The organism is Microbulbifer sp. ABF4_148 (genome assembly GCF_056158985.1).
On record NZ_JBSWUI010000001.1, the window covers coordinates 4,145,585 to 4,169,342 of the forward strand.

The window sequence follows — 23,758 nt, forward strand, 5'->3', positions numbered from 1 at the left end:
CAAACCCCTATTTCCCCAGATACCGGCGGTAGTACCGCACACCGAGACTGGTGAGAATCTCATAACCAATAGTGCCCGCACCGGCGGCGACATCATCCACGGTCAACTGGGCGTTCAGCACCTCAATGCTCTCCAGCAAATTTCGCTCTGCGTCACTCAACGCACTGATATCGTAAACCGTGGAATCCATGGATACCCGACCCACCATCGGTACCTTGCGGCCGAGGGCCCATCCGCTGCCGCTGCCACTTTGCGAGCGCAGTATACCGTCGGCATAACCCCCGCGCGCCACTGCCAACCAGCTGCCGGCAGTCGCGGTTGCTGTCGCCCCGTAACCCACGGGGCGATCCGCGTCGACGCGACGCACCTGCACTACCGGCAGAGCCATTCGCACAACCGGCAACATCGGATTTGGCTCACCCGGTAACGGGTTCACGCCATACAGGGAGGCTCCGGGCCTGACGACATCAAAATGATACTGCTCGCCAAGACAAATACCTGACGAGTTGGCGAGGCTCAGCTGAACTTCTGGCAACAGCGCGCGCAGACGCTGGCTAGCCGCCTCAAACTCCGCCAACTGCAGGGCATTCAAAGGATGCCGGGACTCGTCTGCACATGCGAGATGGCTCATAAACAGGTCTACATTCGCGGCACGCACCAGCGCCGGATCCGCCAGGAGTTGCGCAAACTCCTCAAGTGACAACCCCAAACGGGTCATTCCCGTATCCAGCTTCAGTGCCGCCGGCGCACGAAGATTGGCCCGGGTACAGGCCTGGGCCCACCGCTTCACCTGTTCCAGCGAAACCAGCACGGGCACCAGTCGAGCGCGCATGCAGTCCAGCTCGCGACCGGCCCGGACACCGGTGAACAACAGTACCCGCGCATCAGGCGGTAGCAGCCGGCGCAATGACTCACCCTCGGCCTGCGTCGCCACAAAAAAGTCTCGGCAACCACGGCGATACAGCGCCGGCGCCACCTGTGCGACACCGAGCCCGTAAGCATCGGCCTTGACCACGGCACCGCAGCGCGCCCGACCGGTCAAACGCGCAGACATGCGCTGGTAATTCTCGCCCAGAGCCTCGAGGTCAATGGTCAGCACGCCTTCGCGGGCATCAATCATATAAATTCCAACTTCACTCAACGATTCAGGTGGCGCTCAGCAGGGTTTCCCGCTGCAGTGCCTTCGCTCCCAGCAGTACCGCCAAAAGCGACAACCCGAGCGTCACCAGCGATCCCGCCAGCACCAGAGGCAGAGATACCGCCTCACCGATCAACAGGGCTTTCAACCACTGCTGTTGCGATACCAGGGGTACCAGATGCCAAACAGGGTCATTCAATTCAACGCGCGACATATCCAGCGCCATCAATACCAGCACCGGCGCAATCTGCAAAATACTCAATTGTGTCTGTGCATCCTTGAACGACTGCGAACGCAACGCCAGCAGAATCTGGACGATCGAAACCAGTAGCGCCAGAGGCAGCAACAACAGCGCCATCGCCACGACCCCGCTGACACTGGTCGCCTGCCGAATACCCAGCTCAGCCAGCGGCATCAGCGGCATCAGCGCAACCAGGGCCGCAATCGCCAGCACCGCACCCAGCCAGCCCATGCTGGCCACCGCGATCATTTTCGCCAGGACAACCTGCCAGCGGGGCAATGGCTGCATCAGCAACACCTCCAGGCTCAGCCGCTCACGCTCGCCCGCGGAGGTATCAACAGAGGTCGCGAGGCTTGCCACGAACAGGGTCAGGATCAGCAGTCCGGGCACCATCGCCAGGAGCATCGCCCCGCGGCTACTCGGCGTGCTCAGGTCACGCACTTCCAGCTTCCATGGCGCCATCAGCTGCGGTGCCACTCCTCTTGCGACCAGACGCTGGCGAACGACCTGCCCCTGCAACTGCTGCAGCCCTCCCTCGACAATCTGTTGCGCTCGCCGGCCGCCATCGGAGGCGGCGTTCAGATACAGATAAAGGTAAGGCACATTGAGCTGGCGATATGCACTGCCAAAGTCATCGCCTACTTGCAGCACCAGGTCAAAACCCGAATCCAGCAACTCCTCCGGCGAACCACCTTCCACATACTCGGCCGCCACCTGACGGTTATCCACCAGCCGGGCCAGCTCCGCCGCCCCGGTATCGCCCAGCACGGCCATGCGATAGGTTTCTTCCGTGGCTTTTTTGACCGCAAAAACGCTGCCGCCCGCGAGCATCGCGGGAAACAGCAGGGAGAAGCAAATCGCCATCCATAGGGCGCGCCGATCTCGCCAGGCCTCCAGCATTTCCTTCCGTAACAAGGCCCCCATCGGGCCGCGCATCAACTGTGGCAGATTCATCATGTTAACGCTCCCTGCAACGCTTCGCGGCCATACGCCATGGTGACAAAGGTGTCCTCGAGGTTTTCGCAACCAGCCTGCTCCATTAATTCCGCCGGCGCCCCGGCACCGACCAGTCGACCATCGGACATCACCAGCACCCGATCGGCCAACTCCAGAACCTCCGACATCACATGACTGGAAAACAGGATGGTGGTACCCGCATTACGCAGGCGCAGTAGTGTTCGCCGCAACAGACGGGCGGCCAGCACATCCAGGCCGCGTGTAGGCTCATCCAGAATCAGATGGCGGGGCTGATGTACCAGCGCGCGCGCCAGAGACACCTTCATCCGCTCCCCCTGGGAAAATCCGCGGGTGCGCCGCTCCCAGAGATCCTCGAGCTCCAGCTGAGTGCGCACGCGATTCAACGCATCGTCCAGCGCACTGCCGTGCAAACCCTGCATGCGCGCAAAGAGCGCGAGATACTCTTCCACCGATAGCCGCTCGTACAGCCCCTCGCGATCGCCGACCACACCCAGCTGGCGACGCACCTCGAGAGGGTTCGCAGCCACGTCGGTCCCACCGACCCGAACACGCCCCGCATCCGCGCCAAGCAAACCGGTAACGATACGCAGGCAAGTCGTCTTGCCCGCGCCATTCGCGCCCAACAATGCCGTAATCTTGCCGTCCGGTACCTGAAAACTCAGGTCTTTTAGAATGGCTTTCCCGTCAAACTGCTTGCGCAGCCCCTGAACTTCAATCATCGGACTGCTCCTCTATCGTTGCAGCATCAGCGCCCGTCAGATCGGGACCGAACGCCCCGGCCATAAACGGCGGACGCTGGATTTTGGCAACGCAATCGCTATCGACGGGTTCTGATGGCGCACTAAGGAAATCTTCGATCAGCTCGGGGATGCAGCCGCGCGCCGAGTTGATATGCCCCCCACTCGCCACCACCAGGTGCTGGCGGTTACTGAGGTAATCCAGGTCCCGCTCTGCGTATTCCGGCGGCGTAATCGGATCCGCGCTTCCGGAGATCAGCAGTACCGGATGATCCCGCGGCTCGGGCACCGCATAGGGCCTCGGTTCCACTGGCCACACATCACAACCGCTGCGGAACAGGTCAAAGAACCCTGAACCCAGGAAGCTTCCGCGGCTATCTTCAGCAACCTCGTCCGGAGAAATACGGTTCATTTCCTCCGCGCAAGCCACCGAAAACGTCAAACCCATCGACATGCTTCCACTCGTATCCAGGAACTGGCCAGACAGGCCAGACAGTGGCAGCCAGTTGCCTTGTGCGGCCTGATCAATGGCAAATGGCAATTGGGCCGAAGTCGACGGACTGTACAAAGCGGTGCGCACCGTATTTGCCACCTGCCAGGCAGCAATCTGCTCCACAACAGGCTCGCCACTGAGGGGATCGGTCAACTCAGGGGGCATTCGATCCCAGTCCGCCAGCAGCTGGTCCAGCTGCGCTCGCCAGCCGGTAAAACGCGCACAGGCCGGATCAGCGGCACAATCCGCTTCCAGCTGCTCGAGCGCCTGCTCCGCCACCCGCGCGGTAAGAAACACTTTGCTATCGATCGGTGCCACCCCGTCGAGCACCAGCGCGGTCAGCGATTGCGGGTACCATTGCTGGTACAGCAGCGCTGTGCGGCTCCCCCAGGAACCACCCCACAGGGCGATGCGCGGATAGCCGAGGAATTGGCGCACTTCCTCCAGGTCCTCTACCGTCTGACGGCTGTTCAGCGTCTTCGTGAGCGGCGTGTTGTCCGCGTAGCAGTCGGCCAATTGGGCAACCAGCTCGGACAACTGAGTGGTCAGATTTTCCTGTAGCGCGCAATCGAAGGCTCCGGAGCGACCGGCACCACGCCGATCCACCAGCACGATATCGCGTTTGCGATTGACCCCGCGCAATGCCGGCAACAGCGGGGCCAGATCGCTTGCTGCCTGACCCGGACCGCCTGCCAGCAAAAACAAAGGCGCCGCGTCACTCTCGTCCAACGACGGCGCTACCGCGACCGCCAGCATTGCGCCGCCGGAGCCTGACACAGCGACCTGATGGCACTGCAGGGGATTGCCCCATCCGTGGATAAAGCATTGCTCGGGCGACGGCGCGACCCGGTCTGCAAAAGACTCTCCGCCGGGAGCTCCCTGCCCCATTACCGGCCCGGCCAACAGCGAAACTATCGCAGCGGCTCCCCACCGCAGTGTCTTCAGCGGCGACCGACTGATCATTCCTAATTCCACTTGCCACTCCAGTTCCGTGATCACAGGGTTACCGAGTCTACCGAAGTTTGCCGGACGGGTCGCCCGGGGGCCGTGGCGCTTGGGCGGCCCGAGTGATATCGTTCACGTTTCACCTGATGTATTCCAATAACTATGAATTTTTCCGACAGAGAAAAACAATTAATCCGCGCGGCGTTTGCCTGGGGCCAGATCAGCCAGGAAGAGGGATACACGCTCACGGACGGCGAAATCGAGAAGTCGGTTTTGTTCCGCCGTCTCCTCGCTGGCAGGCCACCGCTGGCCTTCCCGCCGCCCCTGCGCCACGGCTACCCCTGGTACGAAATCATTGAGGGGCGCGGTCGCCACACCGTCAATGCCGCACCGGCACCACTGGAAACCAGCGACGGTCAACAGGGCGAGAACTGCATTCTGATCGAGGGGTCCTTCTGGCGTGTAGCGGAGACCATCCGCGAAAGCGAGGAATACATTGTCGAATGGGGCAACTACCCCATCCAGTGGCGGCTGGAGCGTCACTGGCAAGTCAGCTACGAGATGACACAGCAGCTACAGAGCTTTCGCCAGGCAAACCCCTCTGCAGAGCTGAATTTCGGCCAGGGTAAAACCGCCGCTGGAGAACGGGATTACGGCGAGTTCCGCATCGACAGCGAACAGACGGTATGGCTCAGTGAATGGCATCTGTGCCGCATCGGCCTGCCGGGCTGGGTATGGGTCGGCACCGAGGAGCCAACCAAAACGCACCCACTGACCCCGCTGCTGCAGGACAACCAGGGCCCGCTCGTTCTCGGTACACCACAGGCCAGCACTGGCCCCGCGTGGCTGCGCATCGAACATGCAGACGGGGACTTCCGCTTCCTGCAGCTGGGCGAGTCCATGGCTTACCGGACCCTGATCAGCGTGGCAGCCACCCAGGCCAACACGCTGCTGCATGGAGTCGAGGGCGCCGATTTGAACATTCTGGACTGGCGTGACGGCAGCGCATTGCGCAACTACCGCGTTCCAGCCAAGTTGGCACCGCTTGAGGAGTTTGATCTGGAGCAGCAAGACTACCAGCTGGTTCCGGAGAATGCGTGCGGAGGCTAATCTTTAGCCGCCGCACCCTGAAAGCACCGCCTGCGCCGACAGAACATCAGTCGACGTCCCGCCCTCGCGCCGCCCTCAACAGCACAAACCAGTCTTCCAGCTCCAGCTCTAATTGCAGCGCGCCAGCGGCGGAAGCGAGCCGGGAAATATTACCGCTCCCCAGCACCGGGACGATCTGGCTCGGATGGCGCAACAGCCAGGCCAGCACCAACTGGTCTGCCTCAGCATCATACTTTTGCCCCAGTGTTTCGAGACAGCCACGCACACGCAATGCTGTCTCGCCGCCACCGGTAAACAGGCTGCCGCCACCAAATGGTGACCATGCCATCGGCACGACCCGCTCGCGCTGGCAGAAGTCCAGCTGGCCATCAAACAGCGGTGCATTGTGCAATGGCGACACTTCAATCTGGTTGACGACCAAAGGTACGGACAGGCGCGACTGCAGCAATGCGTATTGGTGCGGCAGGAAATTGGAGACCCCTACGGCCCGCACCTTGCCCGCATCAACCAATCCCTGCAGCGTCGCCGCCATTTCATCCGCATCCATCAACGGATCCGGACGGTGCAGCAACAGCAAATCCAGGTAGTCAGTGCGCAGCTTCTGCAGGCTCGACTCCACCGACTTGCGCACATGGGCGGCACTGCTGTCGTAGTGATTGATGGCAAAGTCATTACCACTACCGGTCAGTTTGATACCACACTTGGACACCAGCTCGATTTTGTCGCGGAACCCGGGATCCAGGGCCAGCGCCTCACCAAACAGCGCCTCACACTGATAGTCACCGTAGATATCCGCGTGATCAAACGTGGTAATCCCCAGCTCCAACACCTGCTCGGAGAGTGTCAGGCATTCCTGCGGGGTCATATCCCAGCTGTCCAGGCGCCACAGGCCCCAGGCCAGGCGCGACAGGGAGAATTGGTTGTCGAGTGCAGACTTAACCCGTTGCATACATCATCCTTTCAGTTGCCTATCTGCCGGATCAGGCGCGCTCGCCCCCGGCCAATTTGTCTGCCGCTTCCGCCTTCTGCCGCTGCAGGGCGGAGAAATACGTCCGGGCAGCACGATTCACTTTTCCTGCCAGCAGCAGGGTCGAGGTCATAGTGGGAATCGCCATTACCGCGTACATGCCAATGATGATGCTGTTAACAGCATTCAGCGACGCCACCGCGCCAATCACGATCAGCGCGATGTAGGCCGCGGTATACCAGTTCTGGAAACGGCTCCCAAACAGGAACACAAAGCACTTGGAGCCGTAATACCAGAAGGTCACCATGGTTGAGAATGCCAGCGGCAGTACCATCAGCAACAGCAATACCGGGCCCCACACCCCGAACACCTGCGAGAACGCATTGGCGGTCATGGTAATGCCCTCGATACCCCCGGCGTCCTGCCAAACCCCGGTGAGCAGAATCACCAATGCGGTACAGGTACACACGACCAGCGTATCGATTACCGGACCCAGCATCGCCACCACACCCTCACGGACCGGCTCCTGGGTTTTGGCAGCACCGTGGGCAAGCGACTCGGTACCAATACCCGCCTCATTGGAAAATGCCCCGCGGCTGATCCCGGTAGCGATCACCGCCCCCAGCGCTCCGCCCGCAACCGCCTGGCCGGAGAAAGCATCCGTAATAATAAGTCCGAGAGCCGCCGGCACCTGTTGCCACTGGCTCGCGATCACAAACAGGGTCAACGCCAGGTAGAACAACACCATGCCCGGCACCACGCGCTCGGCGAAACGGCCGATACGCTGGATACGCCCGGCTATCACCACGGTGGCAGCGACCGCCAGCACCAGGCCCACGGCGAAATCGAACCACAGCGAACCGCCCTCACCCACAACGCCCATCGGCACCGCGAAGGAGTCCCGCAGCAACTGCACGGTCTGGTTGGACTGGAATACCGGCAACATGCCGCACAATCCCGCCACCGCGAACAGATAGGCCAGTGGCATCCAGCGACGGCCAAGCGCCTCGCGAATCACGTACATGGGACCGCCCTGCAGCTCCCCCTCCGCATCGCGCCCGCGGTACATCACCGCCAGCGTGGCGGTGTAAAACTTGGTGGCCACCCCCACCAGCGCAGTGACCCACATCCAGAAAATCGCGCCGGGCCCGCCCACACTAATGGCGATCGCGACCCCGGCCACATTGCCCAGCCCAAGCGTACCGGACAGGGCCGTGGACAGCGCCTGCCGATGCGGCACCTGCCCCGGATCATTGGGATCGTCGTACTTACCGCGCAACAGCGCGATGCTGTGCCCCAGATGCAGATAGGGCCGCCCGCGGGAAGACACCAGCAGGAACAGGCCGCCGCCCACCAGCAGTACCAGCAGCGGGGTACCCCAGACAAAATTGGCAAACGCGGCCAGGCCGGCATCGATGGAATTCAGGAGTTCAGAGAAAGGCATGGGAATCTTGTGCTCGAAAGACAGGGAACTACGTCGATCGGCCAGTCTAGAAAGTGCTGCCCCGGCTTGTCAAAAGCCGGGGCAGCCTCGGGCCTGCGTGAGCGCAGCCGTTTGTACTCAGCGACTGCACTCAAACGTTACAGTATCGGGCAATTAGCAGGTTGCCGGAGCCAGTTCATCCTGCTCTGCGGCCTGCTCGCGCACAAAGAACACTGAAATCGCCCCCAGCACCATGCAAACACCCGCCAGTACGATGATGTAGATCGCCTGATTGTCGAATACCTTGCTGAGGATCTGGCCCGCTACCAGCGCAGAGACAATCTGCGGCGCCGCGATAGTGAAGTTGAAGATACCCATATAGACGCCGGTCTTACTGGCCGGCAAAGTGTCGGACAGAATCGCGTAAGGCATCGCCAGAATCGCAGCCCAGGCAATGCCCACACCGATCATCGGGATCAACAGGCCGAGCGCACCACTGGGCACGGTCACTTCGGTAATCAGCAGATTGACCTGAGTCGCCTCGCCGCCCTGGAACAGCAGGAAGCTCATATAGCCCAGGCCACCCAGCAGCAGCGACAGGCTATAGGTTGCCTTGCGGCCGATGGTGGAAGCGATACGGGTCAGCGCGATGGAGAACAGCGCAGCAAACAGGGAATAGGCGGCGAAGATAATGCCCACCCAGTCACCGGCAGCACCTTTGGCCGCGGCGATATGCGCCGGGATCTCACCGACTGACTCGAGATAGTGCGGGTCAAACCATTTGGCTTCGACACCCCACACGTGCTGGGTAATCGCCGGGGTGGTATACACCCACATGATGAACAGGGCAAACCAGGAGAAAAACTGCACCAGTGCCAGCTGGCGCATGGTCTTCGGCATGCTGAACAGCAGCTGGAAGAAGCCCTTCAGGCGCTGCCCCAGAGACTTGCGCTCAGCCTGCTCGCGCGCCAGCTCTTCACTGTCGATACCCTTGTAGGCGTTGTACTGCTCCGGCGCATACTCCTTGGTGCGGAATACGGTCCACAGCACCGTACCCAACAGTACGGTGGCACCAATATAGAAAGCCCAGATGACTGACGGAGCCACCTCGCCCTTGTCGGCGGTATTTTCCAGGCCAATCACATTGGTCAGGATAAACGGCAGCATGGAACCGAACACGGCGCCAATGTTGATCAGCAGAGACTGGATGGAATAGCCCAGCGTGCGCTGCTCGGAGGGCACCATGTCGGACACCAGTGCACGGAACGGCTGCATGGTCACATTGAATGCCGCATCCATCATCGCCAGCATGATGCCGCCGAAAATCATCGGTGCGATAAAGGCGACCACCAGGCCCGCATTCGGCATAAATGCCATACCGAGGGCCGCCGCAATGGCACCGAACAGGATATAGGGATTGCGACGACCAAAGCGGCTCCAGGTCCGGTCAGACGCGGAGCCAACAATAGGCTGCACAATCAGGCCCATCAACGGGGCAACAATCCAGAACAGGGAAAGCGCGTGCAGGTCGGCACCCAGGTCCGAGAGGATACGGCTGGCATTGGCATTCTGCAGGGCAAAGCCAAACTGCACCCCGAGGAAACCGAGGCTGACATTCCACACCTGCCAGAAGGGGAGTTTGGGTTGCGCCGCTGTCGGCGAAACGGAATTGGACATGTCTGTCACCGCTGAATCTGTTCGTCGGAATTGTGGTTATGGTCCGATTGTGACAGGGGCAGTGGGGGGAGCCCTCCTCCCCGTAGGGGGGTGAGAGGGCTAAAGGCCGCGCGAACGCGCAGCCAGGGCGGGCAACCGGCAAGAATCTAACCGGTCACCCTATCGAAGGTACTGTCAGTGCAGCACGATGACTTCGTTAGCGTCCAGGTTCAGCACTGCGGAACCGTCGCTCACATTCACCACGTCACCACTGGTCAGGCTGCTGTATTGGCCGTCAGCCAGTCCCAGGTTACTGACATTGATCGAGGTGCTGCCACCGCGATTCACCGCGACCATCACGCTATCCGAGCCCGAGGTACGCTCGAACACCAGAATGTCGCCATTTACCCAGCGCTCGTTATAGCTGCCCGACGCCAGAGCCGGGCTCTGCGCACGCAGTTCCGCCAGTGCCTTGATCATCAGGAACGCATCGCTGGTTTCACCGAACGACGGCATGGCTTCACGGTTATACGGATCGTGACCGATCTGGCCGTCACCATTTGGATCGAACCAGGTGGAGTTCTGCTCACTACCGTAATAGATAGTGGGGATACCCGGCAGGGTCATCACCAGTGCCATACCCAGGTTCTGGCGGGCATCCGCCAGCGCCTTGCTAAAGCCCTTACCGGTGCGGCCGTTATCCACAGCACCGGAGGTCTGCAGGAACACACTGGTACGGGTAGCGTCGTGGTTGTCGAGGAAGATCGGCTGCCAGCTTTCGCGCCCATTGCCGCCCATCGCGGCAGAACGGGACTCAATATGGGTATTGAGTTCGGTCATGGTGCTGTCACCGGCGATCGCCGCTTCAATCTCATCGCGCAGATTGAAGTCCAACAACTCAGATTTGCCGTTGTCAGAGTTCAGGAACGCCATGGATACCGGGTCGTTAGCGCCCGCACCGTACCATTCACCGAAGATGTACACATCCGGATCAACCGCACGCACCGCATCATTGAAGCGCTTGATAAAGCTCGGCTCGATATGCTTGATCGCGTCGATACGGAAGGCATCTACACCGTGCTGCATCCACTTGATGGCGGCATCGATCAGGTACTGGTCGGCAACGCTGTTGCTGCTGACACCGTGATTAAAGTCGGTGAGGTTGAACAACGTCTTGTTGGTGTAGGCCCAGGGGTCGTCCCACTCGCCGAAGCACTGGGTGCTCGGGTCACTGTCGCCACAGTCGGCGATGGCGCCATTGCGGTGGTACCAGGTACCGTCGTCCTGCAGGAAGTCGGTGATGAAGGTGCCTTCTTTATAGAGGGAACCGAACTCATACTGGTCGTCTTGGTTGGAATGGTTCAGGGCAATATCCAGCACCAGCTTCATGCCGCGGGCTTCCATCTCGGCATCCAGCTGATCGACCAGCGCCCAGTCACCCAGGTGCTCATCCACTTCGTAGAAGTCGCGACCCCAGTAACCGTGGTAAGCACCATCGCTGCCGGTGTTGTCGATATTGTCGTTTAGCGGGGTTACCCAGATGGCAGTAATGCCGAGGTTCTGCAGGTAATCCAGCTTGTCGATCAGGCCCTGGATATCACCACCCCAGTACTTTTTCCACTCGGACAGGCCGCCGGCCTGTTTGCTGGCGGAAGTGCCGGCGGGGTTGTTGCCACCGTCATTGCTGGTATCACCATTGTGGAAGCGGTCCACAAACACAAAGTACATGCTGCGGTTACGGAAATCGCTCAGCGGTGGCGTAACCACCTCACAGCCATCGGCATCCACAGTGGCACCGGCCGGCGTGTTCGGGCAGAGGTCACTGCCATCCGCCACACCATCGCCATCGCTGTCGACCGGCGCCGCACCACAGTTTGCACCCAGGTCGGTCGTGACACTGATCAGCGCGCTGCTGTCACCGTCTACCAGGATATGGGTCCAGCCACTGGCCGCCTGGTCAGCAGTCGGGAACTCATCACCACCCCAGGCACCGTCCGGGTCCACCTTGAAGCGCGGCCCGCCGTTGCCATCGCCGCTGTCAAAGTTGCGGCAGGCTTCGTAATTGTTCGTACCCGCAACCCGGGTCAGCAGGTCACCAGCGACCCAGCCGTTATGGGTGCCGCGCAGGTGCAGCTCGAGGCCCGGCACCACTTCACAGCCATTGCTGTCTACCGTGGCGCCCGCAGGGGTATTCGGGCACAAGTCGTCCGCATCGGGCACGCCATCGCCATCGGTGTCCACCACGACTTCACAGCCATTCGCGTCCACTTCCGCTCCGGCCGGCGTGTTCGGGCACTGATCGACAGTATCGGCTACGCCATCGCCATCGCTATCCGCAATGACTTCACAACCGTTTGCATCCACCTCAGCACCGGCCGGGGTGTTCGGGCACTGGTCCGAGGAATCCGGCACACCGTCACCGTCCGTATCCAGTGGCGTGCTGCCACAATCGGCGGCCATATCCGAAGTCACACTGACAATGCTCAGGCTAGTGCCGTTGACCACAACCTCGGTCCAGCCACTGGCGGACACGTCGGCAGCCGGGAATTCGTCGCCGCCCCAACCACCATTCGGGTCAATCTTGAAGCGCGGACCGCCGCTTCCATCGCCATTGGCAAAGTTGCGACAGGCGCTGTAGAGGCCACCACCAATGTCACCCAGCAGATCGCCCGCAACCCAGCCGTTGTGGGTGCCGCGCAGATGCAGCTGCAGGCTCACGATCACCTCACAGCCGTTAGCATCAACCTGCACGCCGGCGGCGGTATTGGGGCACTGATCCTGGCTGTCGGGCACACCATCGTTATCCGCATCCGGAGCACCGGCGGGCTGGATGCTGTAATCCTTGGTATCGGTGTAGAACTCGATATCCCAGGTACCGGCTGCAACGCTGATATCCGGGCCGTTCTGCTGCTGGTTGGTACCGTAGTTCTCACTCCAGTCACCCCAGCGGTCAAACTTGAATTGGCCGGCAGAAGTGAACACCACGCCGGACGCCAGCATGGTATTGCTGCCGACATCCTGCATTTGATCGGCCTGCCAGTTGTTGTGGGTTCCGCGCAGGAACCATTCGGCCTGCGCAGCGAGGCTGACGATCATCAGCCCCGCAAATAGTATGAGTCTGTTCATGTTGGTTCTCATCGCTTCATTATTTTTTTGGCACCCCCGCGGGGTCAGCGATACCGCACTGCATGACCCGGGAGAACGCCGCTCCCTTGGTATTGCCGCCGGACCACAGACCACTCGCTCCGGCATACTGCAACGGTATGGATGGGCAGCCCGGCCCACATCCTCCCCCGGGGGGTGGTGGAGGAATTTGACGCCAAACCTCCCCCCGCTCGGAGGGGGAGTCAAAATGTGTTGCCATTGCGCAAAATGTCGGGTGATGAGGAGTAACAGGCAAAGACCCCGCTCCGCGCCTGACGTTGATGAGAGAAAGGACAATAACGAATGAAACCGCTGTGGATATTACTGGCCGCACTGGCCTGTCCGGGGGCACTCGCCGCCCAGAGCATGGAAACAACACCCGAGCAGCCGCAACGGGTAGAGCCCCCGTTCTGGTGGGTTGGCATGCAGGAACCGGATCTGCAGCTGATGCTGCACGGAGACAACCTGGCCGGACTCACCCCGTCCGTGCGCTATCCCGGCGTGACCGTGCTGGGCACCGAGACCACGGACAATCCCAACTACCTGTTCGTCAACCTCAAGATCTCCGCCGATACCCGCCCGGGCGACCTGCTTGTCAGCCTCCGCGATGGCGAAGTCACCAGGGCAGAATTCTCCTACACCCTCAAGGCGCGCCAGCCCGGCTCCGCCGAACGCGCCGGTTTCGATAGCAGCGATGCCATCTACCTGATTACCCCGGATCGCTTCGCCAACGGCGACACCAGTAACGATCAGGTGAACGGACTGGCGGAGGGCCCCGATCGCAGCGCACCTGGCGGCCGACACGGGGGCGATATCGCCGGCATGCAGCAACACCTCGACTACATCGCCGACATGGGTTTCACCGCGGTATGGCCTAACCCCCTGCTGGAAAACAACCAGCCGGCCTACTCGTACCATGGCTATTCCGCGACCGACCACTACGCGATTGATGCGCGCTTCGGCAGCAACGAAGACTTCCGCCTGTTTGTGAAAGCGGCCGACCAGAAAGGTATCGGTGTAATCCAGGATGTCGTCCTCAATCACATCGGCAGCGGCCACTGGTGGATGCAGGATCTGCCCGATGCGGACTGGCTCAATGGCGACGGCATCGAACGCGGTGAGTACATGCTCACCAACCACAGCCGTTTTACGCCGGTTGACCCCAACGCCAGCGACATCGACAAACAGAGCTTCGTGCAGGGCTGGTTTGTCGACACCATGCCCGACCTGAATCAGGAGCAGCCACTGCTGGCCAACTACCTGATCCAGAACACCCTGTGGTGGATTGAGTACGCAGGCCTCAGCGGCATTCGTGCAGACACCTATGCATACTCCGACGAGGATTTCCTGCAGCAGTGGGCTGCACGCATCCAAAAGGAATATCCGAACTTCAGCATCGTCGGCGAAGAATGGACCCGCAATGCCGCGCTGGTCGCCCACTGGCAGCGTGACGAAAACGCCATCGCTACCGGCGGCCGTGTGAAAAGCATGATGGATTTCCCACTGCATTACGCACTGCGCGAAGGTCTGACCGGGGCCGACAGCTGGGACAGTGGCCTGATCACGCTCTATGAAGGCCTCGCCAACGACTTCCAGTACCCGACCCCACAGCGCCTGGTGATTTTTGGTGGCAACCACGACACCAGCCGCTTGTTCAGCCAGCTGAACGACGACCTCGACCTGTATCGCATGGCGATTGCCTACGTGGCGACCATGCGCGGTATCCCGCAGTTTTTCTATGGCGACGAAGTCCTGATGGAAAGCCCGCGACACCGGGACGATGGTATTGTGCGCAGTGATTTCCCCGGTGGCTGGAACGGCGACAAGGTCAACGCCTTCAACGGCAAGAACCTGCCCGCAGCACAGCGTCAGGCACAGGAGTTTGTCAAAGCCCTGTTCAACTATCGCCGCGACAACCCGGCATTGCACACCGGCAAAGTCAAGCACTTCGCCCCACTGGAAAACACCTATGTGTACTTCCGCTATAACGACGAAAAATCCGTGATGGTCGCAATGAACAAGGCCGAAGAAGCATTTGCGCTGCCGCCCGCGCACTTTGCCGAGGCCACCGGCGATTTCACCCACGGCACCGATATCGTGACCGGCGAACGCTACCAGCTCGACGACCTGCAAATACCGGCGCGCGGCGTGCTGGTGCTGGAACTCAGCGACTGAACGAAACCCAACAGCAATCCGCTGCGCTCCATACATCGGTGCGCGGTGGAGGCCAGGGCCAAAAGCCCGCAAGAACACAGACCCAACGCCCCCGACAGTGGGGCGCAGAAAAATGAGTAAGTGATGACCCAGAGTAATTTGTTGCGCAAACGTACCAGCGCCAGAAAAACCGCCGGAGCCATTACCCGCACCGTCACCGCCGCGCTGACCGCTGCGCTGTGCATGTCCGATGCGATCGCCCGCGACTACGTCGGCCACCAGCTGCAGGACAATGCGCTCGTCGTGCAGCTGAGTGATGCCGAAGTGACACTCACACCGCGCGGCGACGCGGCGCTCGAAGTGCACTACCAGAGACCCAACCTCAAGCAGCTGCCCTCTTATGCCATTGCCAGCGACGCGAAGTCCGAAGGACAGCTGCAGGAGTCCAGCGACGAGCTGCGTTACTCCAGTGGCGACCTGACGGCCGTCATCAATAAATCGCCCTTCTCCATTGCCTACCTGCATGACGGCAAACCACTGCTGCAGGAAGAGGCCGGCTTCTTTGCCACCGAAACCATGCGCGGTTTCCGCTTTAATCTGGCCCCGGAAGAAAAACTGCTGGGTGGTGGCGAGCGTGTACTGGGCATGGACCGCCGCGGCAAGCGCCTGCCGCTGTATAACCGCGCGCACTACGGTTACACCACTGAATCTGAGCAAATGTATTTCAGCCTGCCGGCAGTCATGTCGAGCAACAAATACATCCTGCTGTTCGATAACAGCGCCACAGGCACGCTGGATCTCGGTGCCACCAATGAAGATATCCTGCAATTCGAGGCCGTCGCCGGGCGCACCTCCTATATTGTCGTCGCTGGCGACAACTATCCGCAGCTCATCGAAAATTACACCGCCGTCACCGGCACCCAGCCATTGCCACCGCGCTGGGCGCTGGGCAATTTTGCCTCGCGCTTCGGCTATCGCAGCGAAGCCGAAGTACGTTCCACGGTCGACAAGTTTGCCGAGGAGGATTTCCCTCTCGACGCAGTCGTGCTCGACCTCTACTGGTTTGGCCCGGATATCAAGGGCCACATGGGCAACCTCGACTGGGACCGCAATACCTTCCCCGAACCGGTCAAAATGATGGCGGACCTGAAAGAGCGCGGCATTCAGACCATCCTGATTACCGAGCCCTTTATCCTCTCGAGCTCCGAGCGCTGGGATGAGGCCGTTGCCAATAACGCACTGGCCAAAAACCTCGCCGGTGACCCCAAGCGTTTCGATTTTTATTTCGGCAATACCGGTCTGGTCGACGTCTTTTCCAAACCTGCTGGCGACTGGTTCTGGGGTATTTACGACGAACTGCTGCAGCAGGGTGTTGGCGGCTGGTGGGGTGACCTGGGTGAGCCGGAAGTTCATCCGTCCGATACCGTTCACGCGGTGGGCATGGCCGATGAAATCCACAATGCCTATGGCCATCGCTGGGCACAGCTTTTGTTTGAGAAGCAAACCGCACAGTACCCCGAGCGCCGCCCGTTTATCATGATGCGCGCCGGATTCCCCGGTTCACAACGCTACGGCATGATCCCCTGGACCGGTGATGTGTCCCGCGAGTGGGGCGGCCTGCAACCCCAGGTGGAACTGGCGCTGTCGATGGGCCTGCTGGGCTTTGGCTACATCCACTCCGACCTGGGCGGCTTTGCCGGTGGTGAAGAGTTTGACCGCGAGCTGTACATCCGCTGGTTGCAGTATGGTGTTTTCCAGCCCGTATACCGTCCGCACGCGCAGGACCACATTGCTTCCGAGCCGGTGTTCCACGATCGCAAGACCCGCGACATCACCCGTGAGTACGTCAAGCTGCGCTATCGCCTGCTGCCGTATAACTACACACTCGCGTTCGAAAACAGCCAGCGCGGCCAGCCGCTGATGCGCCCCCTGTTTTTCGAAGATGAAAGCAACCCGGCACTGATGGATTACAAGGACGCCTACCTGTGGGGTAACGACTTCCTGGTGGCACCGGTGACCAGTGCCGGCATCAGAAGTGTCGAGATGAAACTGCCCGGTGGTGTCTGGTTCGACTACTGGAACGAGGAGCAACACTCTGGCGAGCAGACCACGGTGAAAGTGGACCTGGAAACCATTCCGGTACTGGTCCGCGCAGGCGCCTTCATCCCGAGCATCGACGACATTGCCGCGACGCGCGACTACACCAGTGCGAACCTGACCCTCGATTACTACGCACACGAGAGCGCACCGGCGTCTAGTGGCTACGTCTACGAAGACGATGGTAAAACCGTCGACGCCTTTGGTCGCGACCGCTATCGGACCCTGCATTTCAACGCAAAACGCAGTGACAAAGGCATTACCTTTGATCTGAGCCAGCAGGGTGGTGGCTACGATGGTGAGCCCACCGAGCGCGCCTTGCAGTTGAACATCCACAACTGGACCCAGGCACCGGCGCAGGTGCTGATCGACGGACAGCCACTGGCACTGATCAGCAAAGAGCGCGCGTTCGAACAGGCCGCTACAGGTGCCTGGTTCGACAAGCGTAGCCAGCAGCTGCATGTGAAATTGAACTGGGGCCAGGCGCCTCTGAAGATTGCCGTCAACAACTGAAACCGACTACGCACAAAACCCAAATTCAAACGCAATTAGAATCTGGAATTATGAAGCATTTGAAAAAACTGATCGCCACCACTGTCTTCGCCACAATGGCCGGCTGTGGCAGTGATACCACCGATACCGAAGCCAACAATAACCCGGCGGTGACACCGGCGGCCGATGCCACGGTCGAAACCATGGCCACCGTCGCACCCCAGCCCATTACCGACAAGCCGGTGATTTACCAGGTGATGACCCGCCTGTTCGGCAACACTAACGACACCAACAAGCCGTGGGGCACCCTCGAAGAAAATGGCGTGGGTAAGTTCAGCGACTTTACCCCGGAAGCCCTTGCCGCGATTCGCGACTTCGGCGCGACCCATATCTGGTACACCGGTGCGCTGCACCACGCGGTAGTGCGTGACTATAAGGAATTCGGTATCAGCGATGACGACCCGGATGTGGTCAAGGGACGCGCCGGCTCCCCTTATGCCATCAAGGACTACTACAGCGTCAACCCAGACCTGGCCGATGACCCGGCTGCGCGCCTGGACGAGTTTCGTGACCTGATCCAACGCAGCCATGATGCCGGTCTGAAAGTGGTGATCGATATTGTTCCCAACCACGTGGCCCGCGCTTACCAGTCGGTACACAAGCCGGAGGGCGTACGCGACTTTGGCGCTGACGACGATACGTCCGTGACTTATGCGCGTGACAACAATTTCTATTACGTAATTGGCGAAGACTTCAAGGTGCCCGAGGGCGGTGACTATCAGCCATTAAATGGCGAAGCCCACCCGCTGGTTGACGGACAGTTCGCCGAGAGCCCGGCCAAGTGGACCGGCAACGGTGCCCGCGCCGCGCAGCCGGATGTCAACGACTGGTATGAAACCGTCAAAATCAATTTCGGCGTCCGTCCGGACGGCAGCCATGATTTCCCGGCACTGCCCGATGACTACGCGCAGAAAGACTATCGTGCACACGCGGCCTTCTGGTCAGACAAGGACGTGCCGGATTCCTGGATCAAGTTCCGCGATATCGCCTACTACTGGCTCGATCAGGGCGTGGACGGTTTCCGCTATGACATGTCCGGCATGGTACCGGTGGAGTTCTGGAGCTACCTGAATTCCGCGATCAAGATGCGCGCTCCGGAGACCTTGCTGCTCGCCGAGATCTACACCCCCGAGCGTTACCGCGATTACATCTTCAAGGGCAAGATGGACTACCTGTACGACAAGGTCGGTACCTACGACGCAATTCGTGCGGTGATGGAAGGCAAGGCCAGCGCGGACGCCCTGGTAGAAATCCAGGAGAGCCTGGAGGGCATCGCGCCGAACATGCTGCGCTTTATGGAAAACCACGATGAGCAGCGTATCGCCAGCCCTGAGTTTGCCGGCAATGCCGCAATGGGCCGCCCCGCGATGATCGTTTCTGCGGCGATCTCCGCGGCACCAACACTGGTGTACTTCGGACAGGAGCTGGGCGAGCCCGGTGCGAAAGATGCCGGTTTTGGTAAGGCCAGTCGCACCACGATTTTTGATTACTGGTCCGTACCCAGTGTGCGTCAGTGGATCAACAAAGGCGCCGATGGCAAGCCGGCATTCGACGGCGGCCAGCTGACCGATGCGCAGCGCGAGTTGCGTGCGTTCTACAAGACCCTGAACCAGATCAGCACCAGCAGCCCCGCCCTGCGCGGCAACTACGGTGACCTGCACGAGTACAACCGGGCCAACAGCCCCGCCTACACAGGTAGCCAGTTTGCCTTCGCTCGCTGGGACGACGCGGAAAAACTGCTGGTACTGGCGAACTTCTCCCGCGGCGACGCCAACACCACTCTGCTGTTGCCCGCAGAGCTGGTGGAGCACTGGCAGCTGTCCGAGGGCGACTACCCGCTGTCTGACCTACTCGACAGTGCGGTAACCGCAACCCTCAAGGTGCGCGACGGATCTGCCAGCGCAGAACTGGAGCTCGCCCCCATGAGCGGTCACATCCTCAAGCTGGGCAACCGGTAATACGCCCATTTCCAGCGGCCCCATTTTTCGGGGCCGCTGACATCCCCCTGCCACACCTTTCCGATACGCTCTTTCGTCGTCACATTTTTACCATCCCAATGCCTGTCGCCCGTGCGAAATGCACACAAAGTGCGGTAGAATCGACCATCGGGTCGTGAGGCATTCATTCATAACTTTCGAGACACGGCCCCTTAGAATCGGTCCTATCAGCGTTGGCACCGGAGGAGAACCCATGCAGCAGCAAACCACGATTTTCGTCGTCGTCGACCCTAACGACGAGCAGCACGTCGCGCTCGAGCGCGCCCTGGCCACTTCACAACTGCGCGACCCGAAACCCCGCCTGGCGGTCTTCGTGGCCGTAGACGGCGAGGCCGTGGATACCCGTGCGGTGAACGATCACCTGTTCCGCGACGAATCCTGGTTCCGCGAGCAGATCCGCGAACCCATCGCTGCTGCCGGCCTCGAATGTGAAATTACCGTGTGCTGGTCCAGTGACTGGCAGGATGCAATTATCCAGGAGTCCAAGCGCTGCAACGCAGAAATGATCTACCTGCCGGTGCACGCCAAAACCAGCCGCCGCTTTACCTTCGCCGAATCCAAGTGGCAGGTACTGAAGCAGGCCAAGTGTCCGGTGGTTCTGATTCGCCCGGGCGCCAAGGCGCGGCGCAAAGTGGTACTGGCAACCGTCAACTACCAGGCCCAGACCAAGGCACATCGCCAGCTGAATCGCCAGATCAGTGAGCGCGCGCGCTACATTGCCGGCCACTACGATGCCGAGCTGCATCTGGTCAACGCCTACCTGGACTCCATGCTGTACCCGGACCGCGGTGCGCTGGCCAAGCTGGCCGACAAAACCGGTGTACCGACGCACCAGATCCACGTAAAGCAGGGCTACACCAACGATGTAGTGGCGGCGGTCGCCAAAGAACTGGACGCAGACCTGGTGGTAATGGGTACCCTCAACCAGATGGGTGTTACGGGTTCCCTGCTGCGCGGTAACACTGCAGAGCGCGTGATTGGTGACCTGGAAGTTGACGTGATGGTGTGTAACGAGTTCACCAACACCCAGGCGGACTGAGACAGTTACCGAGTATCGCGAAAACGGGGGCAATAGCCCCCGTTTTTATTGGTGCCCTGTCGTCTATAGCTATAGCCGTCACCCCCCCACGCCACATCCCCTCCTTGAATTCGCCGGTCGCAAAACCAGTCATTCACTCTTTATTTCGAAATATCTAGAAATATCGTTTACAGAATGTGCAGGCTGGGCTAAGGTGCCTTCATGGAACACCAAGATGCCGCGAAAAAACTGGCCGAGCTGGGTCACACCACCCGGCTGGCCATCTACCGCCAGCTGGTCAAGGCCGGCCCCGACGGGCTGGCGGTCAGCGATATTCAGCAGGCGCTGGATATCCCCGGCTCGACCCTGTCGCACCATATCAGCCGTCTGGTCAATGCCGGCCTGATGGTGCAGGAGCGCGAGGGCCGGGTACTGCGCTGTGAAGCCTGCTTCCCCGCGCTGTCGCAGCTGGTGAACTACCTGATGGAAGAATGCTGCGTTGAGCAGGACTGCTGCCGCTAAACCGCACGACGCAAACATTGCGCGGTATTTTTTTGACATTATATTTCGACTTTTCTGGAAATTTAGTTTGTTGCCAGATTCGTCCACTAACAGGCAGGTGCCCAAAATGATGTTACCCAACCACCATCCCGAACATATCCAGCTGCGCCTGGCCCAGGTCCGCCCGGAACAGGCCGCACCCAAAATTCTGGTGCTATTTGGCTCGCTGCGAGCAAACTCCTACACCCGCCTGCTGGCCCAGGAGGTCACGGAAATACTCGGCCACTTTGGCGCAGAGGTGCGCCTGTTCGATCCGGCGGAGCTACCGATCTTCGATGGTGAAAGTACCGACCACCCCAAGGTACACCAACTGCGTGAGTGGTCCGACTGGTGCGACGGTCAGGTGTGGATCAGCCCGGAAATACACGGGAATATGTCCGCGGTATTCAAAAACCAGATCGACTGGTTACCACTGGACCAGTCCGCGGTGCGCGCAACCCAGGGCAAGACCCTCGCCGTCATGCAAATCTCCGGCGGCTCCCAGTCGTTTAATGCGGTCAACAACATGCGGATTCTGGGACGCTGGATGCGTATGTTTACCATCCCCAACCAATCCTCCATCGCCAAGGCGTGGCAGGAATTTGATGAACACGGCAAGCTGAAGGATTCGTCATTCCGCGACCGGGTGATCGATGTGCTGGAGGAACTGGTAAAGACCACCATGCTGCTGCGCGGCCAGAGCGATTATCTCACCGAACGCTTCAGCGAGAACAAAATGGCGCACTCCGCCGAAGCCACCGCAGCTTTGAAGAAGCAGGTCGAGGCGGCCGGTGCCAGTGCTCAGCTGGCGCCTACAACTACACGCAGTAGCTGCTGTGCGCCGAAGGCGCGATGCTGTTGAGCGCTGCACTGCCGGCCCAACAAAAACGGAGACCTCTGGTCTCCGTTTTGCCGCTACCCACGCCGAAAAGATACGCGGCTAGCGCGCATTACTGACTGCCTTTGCCTTTTCAATCGCTTCGTTAATATTCAATGACGCAGACTCCTGGCGCGGAGGGAAATCCTTGAAGGTGGCTACGTGCTCCGTAAGGATCTTGATGGCCGGCTGAATCACCCAGCTCTTGCGCATGATCTGGTGAAACCCGGTAATACCGTCATAGTGCTCTTTCGGGTCTTTGCGCAGGTTGAACAACTTGGGCATGGTATGGAAAACCATATCCCCGTAATAACAATTGCAGGGTTTGGTGGCAAAGTGCATTTTCCACGGCCCTACTCGCAGGGCAGTCAACTTGTCTTCGTAGTAATAAAAAAGGTGCTTGCGCGCCGATTCTTGCTTCTCGCCGGTCCAGTAGTCCCAGTTGTTTTCCCCATCGATGTATACCTTGAAACGCTTCTTGTACTTTTCCCGCAGGTTGCCCTCCCCCAGGGCGGCCGCGATCGAGGGAAAGACATCTTCATGGGAAGAGATGCCATTGCGTACCTGCCCCGGTGGTATCTGTGACGTCCAGCGCACCAGGAAAGGTACCCGCAGGCCGCCCTCCCAGGTCGTCATCTTTTCTCCACGAAAGGCAGTGGTACCCGCGTCCGGCCATGAGCTCTGCTCCGGGCCATTGTCCGTGGTGTAAATCACAATGGTGTTGTCGGCAATGCCGAGCTGGTCCAGCTTGTCCAGCAAGGCACCTACGTGGCCATCATGTTCGAGCAGGCCGCTGCCAAAGACGTCTTCTTCCGAGCTGATTCCAGTCGCCAGATGACGGCTCTCGGGTTTCAGGTGGGTATAGACATGCATGCGACTGGTGGCATGCCAGATAAAGAAGGGCTTCTGTGCTTTTTTGGCACGGTCCATAAAATTGAGGCTGCGCTCGAGAATTTCTTCATCAAATGTCTCCATGCGCTTGCGGGTTAACGGCCCCGTGTCACGAATACGTCCATCCGCGAATGATTCGATGACACCGCGCGGGGCAAAGCTTTTCCTGAACTCCGGGCTCTTCGGATAGTCCGCCTGCTCCGGCTCTTCCGATACATTCAGGTGATACAGGTTGCCATAGAATTCGTCGAAGCCATGACGGGTTGGCAGATGTTCATCCAGATCGCCCAGGTGGTTTTTTCCAAACTGGGCCGTCATATAGCCATGCTCTTTCAGGAATTCTGCCAGCGTCGGGTCTTCTTCCTTGATACCCAGTGGATTACCGGGCTGCCCCACGGTCGTCAGCCCGGTACGCACAGGTAACTGACCCATCAGGAAGGCAGCGCGTCCGGCAGTGCAGCTCGGCTGCGCATAATGATCCGTGAAAAGCACTCCCTCTTTGGCGATCCGATCAATATTCGGCGTGCGGTAGGTCATCCCGTGTGTATAGGCGCTGAGGGAAAGGGACGCCACATCATCCACCATAATGGCGAGGATATTGGGTCTTTCCGCGGCCTGGCCCAGGCCGGCCAGTGCCACCAACAACATGCCGAGTAGAGTTTTCATATCCTGTCTTGCTTCCCTGCCAAGCCGAATCACAGTGGTTCACACAGCCTAGATCAGGGACAGCGGCTTTCCGCTGAACCAGCCGCCACCAGAAATTGGACGCAAAAAAAGCGGGGCCTGAACCCCGCTTTGCA

16 protein-coding genes are annotated in these 23,758 nt (G+C 60.0%); 7 read left to right on the top strand and 9 right to left on the bottom strand.

From position 1 onward, the window contains the following. Positions 1-7 precede the first annotated feature (7 nt). Genes alr through ACXAD0_RS18215 form a run of 4 tightly spaced genes read right to left on the bottom strand, consistent with a single transcriptional unit; the run spans position 8 to position 4,562 of the window. A complete protein-coding gene (gene alr, locus ACXAD0_RS18200) occupies positions 8-1,120 on the bottom strand; it encodes an alanine racemase (protein ID WP_475090200.1) in 1,113 nt (370 codons plus the stop codon). Between the two features lie 25 nt (positions 1,121-1,145). Then, positions 1,146-2,336 (bottom strand): ABC transporter permease, encoded by a 1,191-nt coding sequence (locus tag ACXAD0_RS18205; RefSeq protein WP_475090202.1) that lies wholly within the window; start codon positions 2,334-2,336, stop codon positions 1,146-1,148. Continuing rightward, the gene (locus ACXAD0_RS18210; RefSeq protein WP_475090204.1) at positions 2,333-3,076 is read right to left on the bottom strand and encodes an ABC transporter ATP-binding protein; all 744 of its coding nucleotides are present in this window, start codon (positions 3,074-3,076) and stop codon (positions 2,333-2,335) included. Before ACXAD0_RS18210 ends, ACXAD0_RS18205 begins: the two co-directional genes overlap by 4 nt. Then, positions 3,069-4,562, bottom strand: a complete 1,494-nt coding sequence (locus ACXAD0_RS18215; protein WP_475090205.1) for an alpha/beta hydrolase — start codon at positions 4,560-4,562, stop codon at positions 3,069-3,071. Before ACXAD0_RS18215 ends, ACXAD0_RS18210 begins: the two co-directional genes overlap by 8 nt. Positions 4,563-4,694: 132 nt before the next feature. Here ACXAD0_RS18215 and ACXAD0_RS18220 point away from each other — a divergent pair, with 132 nt between their 5' ends. Beyond that, positions 4,695-5,642 (top strand): hypothetical protein, encoded by a 948-nt coding sequence (locus tag ACXAD0_RS18220; RefSeq protein ID WP_475090206.1) that lies wholly within the window; start codon positions 4,695-4,697, stop codon positions 5,640-5,642. Between the two features lie 46 nt (positions 5,643-5,688). On the opposite strand, the gene ACXAD0_RS18225 is transcribed toward ACXAD0_RS18220, so the two are convergent. The 4 genes from ACXAD0_RS18225 to ACXAD0_RS18240 all read right to left on the bottom strand — a co-directional run bounded on the left by ACXAD0_RS18225 (position 5,689) and on the right by ACXAD0_RS18240 (position 12,814). Next, entirely contained in the window at positions 5,689-6,591 is a 903-nt protein-coding gene (locus ACXAD0_RS18225; protein WP_475090207.1) for an aldo/keto reductase, read from the bottom strand. Between the two features lie 31 nt (positions 6,592-6,622). Beyond that, the gene (locus ACXAD0_RS18230) at positions 6,623-8,053 is read right to left on the bottom strand and encodes an alanine/glycine:cation symporter family protein (protein WP_475090208.1); all 1,431 of its coding nucleotides are present in this window, start codon (positions 8,051-8,053) and stop codon (positions 6,623-6,625) included. Between the two features lie 153 nt (positions 8,054-8,206). After that, entirely contained in the window at positions 8,207-9,709 is a 1,503-nt protein-coding gene (locus ACXAD0_RS18235; protein WP_475090210.1) for an MFS transporter, read from the bottom strand. A gap of 174 nt (positions 9,710-9,883) precedes the next feature. Beyond that, positions 9,884-12,814 carry an alpha-amylase family glycosyl hydrolase gene (locus tag ACXAD0_RS18240; protein ID WP_475090212.1) on the bottom strand — a complete coding sequence of 977 codons (2,931 nt, stop codon included), beginning with the start codon at positions 12,812-12,814 and terminating at the stop codon, positions 9,884-9,886. Positions 12,815-13,135: 321 nt separating this feature from the next. Here ACXAD0_RS18240 and ACXAD0_RS18245 point away from each other — a divergent pair, with 321 nt between their 5' ends. The 6 genes from ACXAD0_RS18245 (at position 13,136) to arsH (ending at position 22,052) form a co-directional block, all read left to right on the top strand. Continuing rightward, entirely contained in the window at positions 13,136-15,007 is a 1,872-nt protein-coding gene (locus tag ACXAD0_RS18245; protein ID WP_475090214.1) for a glycoside hydrolase family 13 protein, read from the top strand. A 123-nt stretch (positions 15,008-15,130) separates the two neighbouring features. Next, complete coding sequence (locus ACXAD0_RS18250; protein WP_475090216.1) at positions 15,131-17,596, top strand: glycoside hydrolase family 31 protein; 2,466 nt, start codon at positions 15,131-15,133, stop codon at positions 17,594-17,596. Between the two features lie 50 nt (positions 17,597-17,646). Continuing rightward, entirely contained in the window at positions 17,647-19,593 is a 1,947-nt protein-coding gene (locus ACXAD0_RS18255) for an alpha-amylase family protein (protein ID WP_475090218.1), read from the top strand. A gap of 232 nt (positions 19,594-19,825) precedes the next feature. Then, entirely contained in the window at positions 19,826-20,671 is an 846-nt protein-coding gene (locus ACXAD0_RS18260) for a universal stress protein (RefSeq protein ID WP_475090220.1), read from the top strand. A gap of 201 nt (positions 20,672-20,872) precedes the next feature. Then, the gene (locus ACXAD0_RS18265; RefSeq protein WP_475090222.1) at positions 20,873-21,172 is read left to right on the top strand and encodes an ArsR/SmtB family transcription factor; all 300 of its coding nucleotides are present in this window, start codon (positions 20,873-20,875) and stop codon (positions 21,170-21,172) included. A 106-nt stretch (positions 21,173-21,278) separates the two neighbouring features. After that, positions 21,279-22,052: an arsenical resistance protein ArsH gene (gene arsH, locus ACXAD0_RS18270; protein WP_475090224.1), complete on the top strand. Its 774-nt coding sequence runs from the start codon at positions 21,279-21,281 to the stop codon at positions 22,050-22,052. 78 nt (positions 22,053-22,130) lie between these two features. Here the strand turns inward: arsH and ACXAD0_RS18275 are convergent, their stop codons facing one another. After that, positions 22,131-23,624 (bottom strand): arylsulfatase, encoded by a 1,494-nt coding sequence (locus ACXAD0_RS18275; protein ID WP_475090226.1) that lies wholly within the window; start codon positions 23,622-23,624, stop codon positions 22,131-22,133. Positions 23,625-23,758: the final 134 nt, after the last annotated feature.

Coding starts and splice junctions, on each gene's coding strand:
- ACXAD0_RS18220 (WP_475090206.1), top strand. CDS start 4,695: ATGAATTTTTCCGACAGAGAAAAACAATTAATCCGCGCGGCGTTTGCC.
- ACXAD0_RS18235 (WP_475090210.1), bottom strand. CDS start 9,709: ATGTCCAATTCCGTTTCGCCGACAGCGGCGCAACCCAAACTCCCCTTC.
- ACXAD0_RS18250 (WP_475090216.1), top strand. CDS start 15,131: ATGACCCAGAGTAATTTGTTGCGCAAACGTACCAGCGCCAGAAAAACC.
- ACXAD0_RS18260 (WP_475090220.1), top strand. CDS start 19,826: ATGCAGCAGCAAACCACGATTTTCGTCGTCGTCGACCCTAACGACGAG.
- ACXAD0_RS18245 (WP_475090214.1), top strand. CDS start 13,136: ATGAAACCGCTGTGGATATTACTGGCCGCACTGGCCTGTCCGGGGGCA.
- ACXAD0_RS18240 (WP_475090212.1), bottom strand. CDS start 12,814: ATGAACAGACTCATACTATTTGCGGGGCTGATGATCGTCAGCCTCGCT.
- ACXAD0_RS18230 (WP_475090208.1), bottom strand. CDS start 8,053: ATGCCTTTCTCTGAACTCCTGAATTCCATCGATGCCGGCCTGGCCGCG.
- ACXAD0_RS18255 (WP_475090218.1), top strand. CDS start 17,647: ATGAAGCATTTGAAAAAACTGATCGCCACCACTGTCTTCGCCACAATG.
- arsH (WP_475090224.1), top strand. CDS start 21,279: ATGATGTTACCCAACCACCATCCCGAACATATCCAGCTGCGCCTGGCC.
- ACXAD0_RS18275 (WP_475090226.1), bottom strand. CDS start 23,624: ATGAAAACTCTACTCGGCATGTTGTTGGTGGCACTGGCCGGCCTGGGC.
- alr (WP_475090200.1), bottom strand. CDS start 1,120: ATGATTGATGCCCGCGAAGGCGTGCTGACCATTGACCTCGAGGCTCTG.
- ACXAD0_RS18205 (WP_475090202.1), bottom strand. CDS start 2,336: ATGATGAATCTGCCACAGTTGATGCGCGGCCCGATGGGGGCCTTGTTA.
- ACXAD0_RS18210 (WP_475090204.1), bottom strand. CDS start 3,076: ATGATTGAAGTTCAGGGGCTGCGCAAGCAGTTTGACGGGAAAGCCATT.
- ACXAD0_RS18225 (WP_475090207.1), bottom strand. CDS start 6,591: ATGCAACGGGTTAAGTCTGCACTCGACAACCAATTCTCCCTGTCGCGC.
- ACXAD0_RS18265 (WP_475090222.1), top strand. CDS start 20,873: ATGGAACACCAAGATGCCGCGAAAAAACTGGCCGAGCTGGGTCACACC.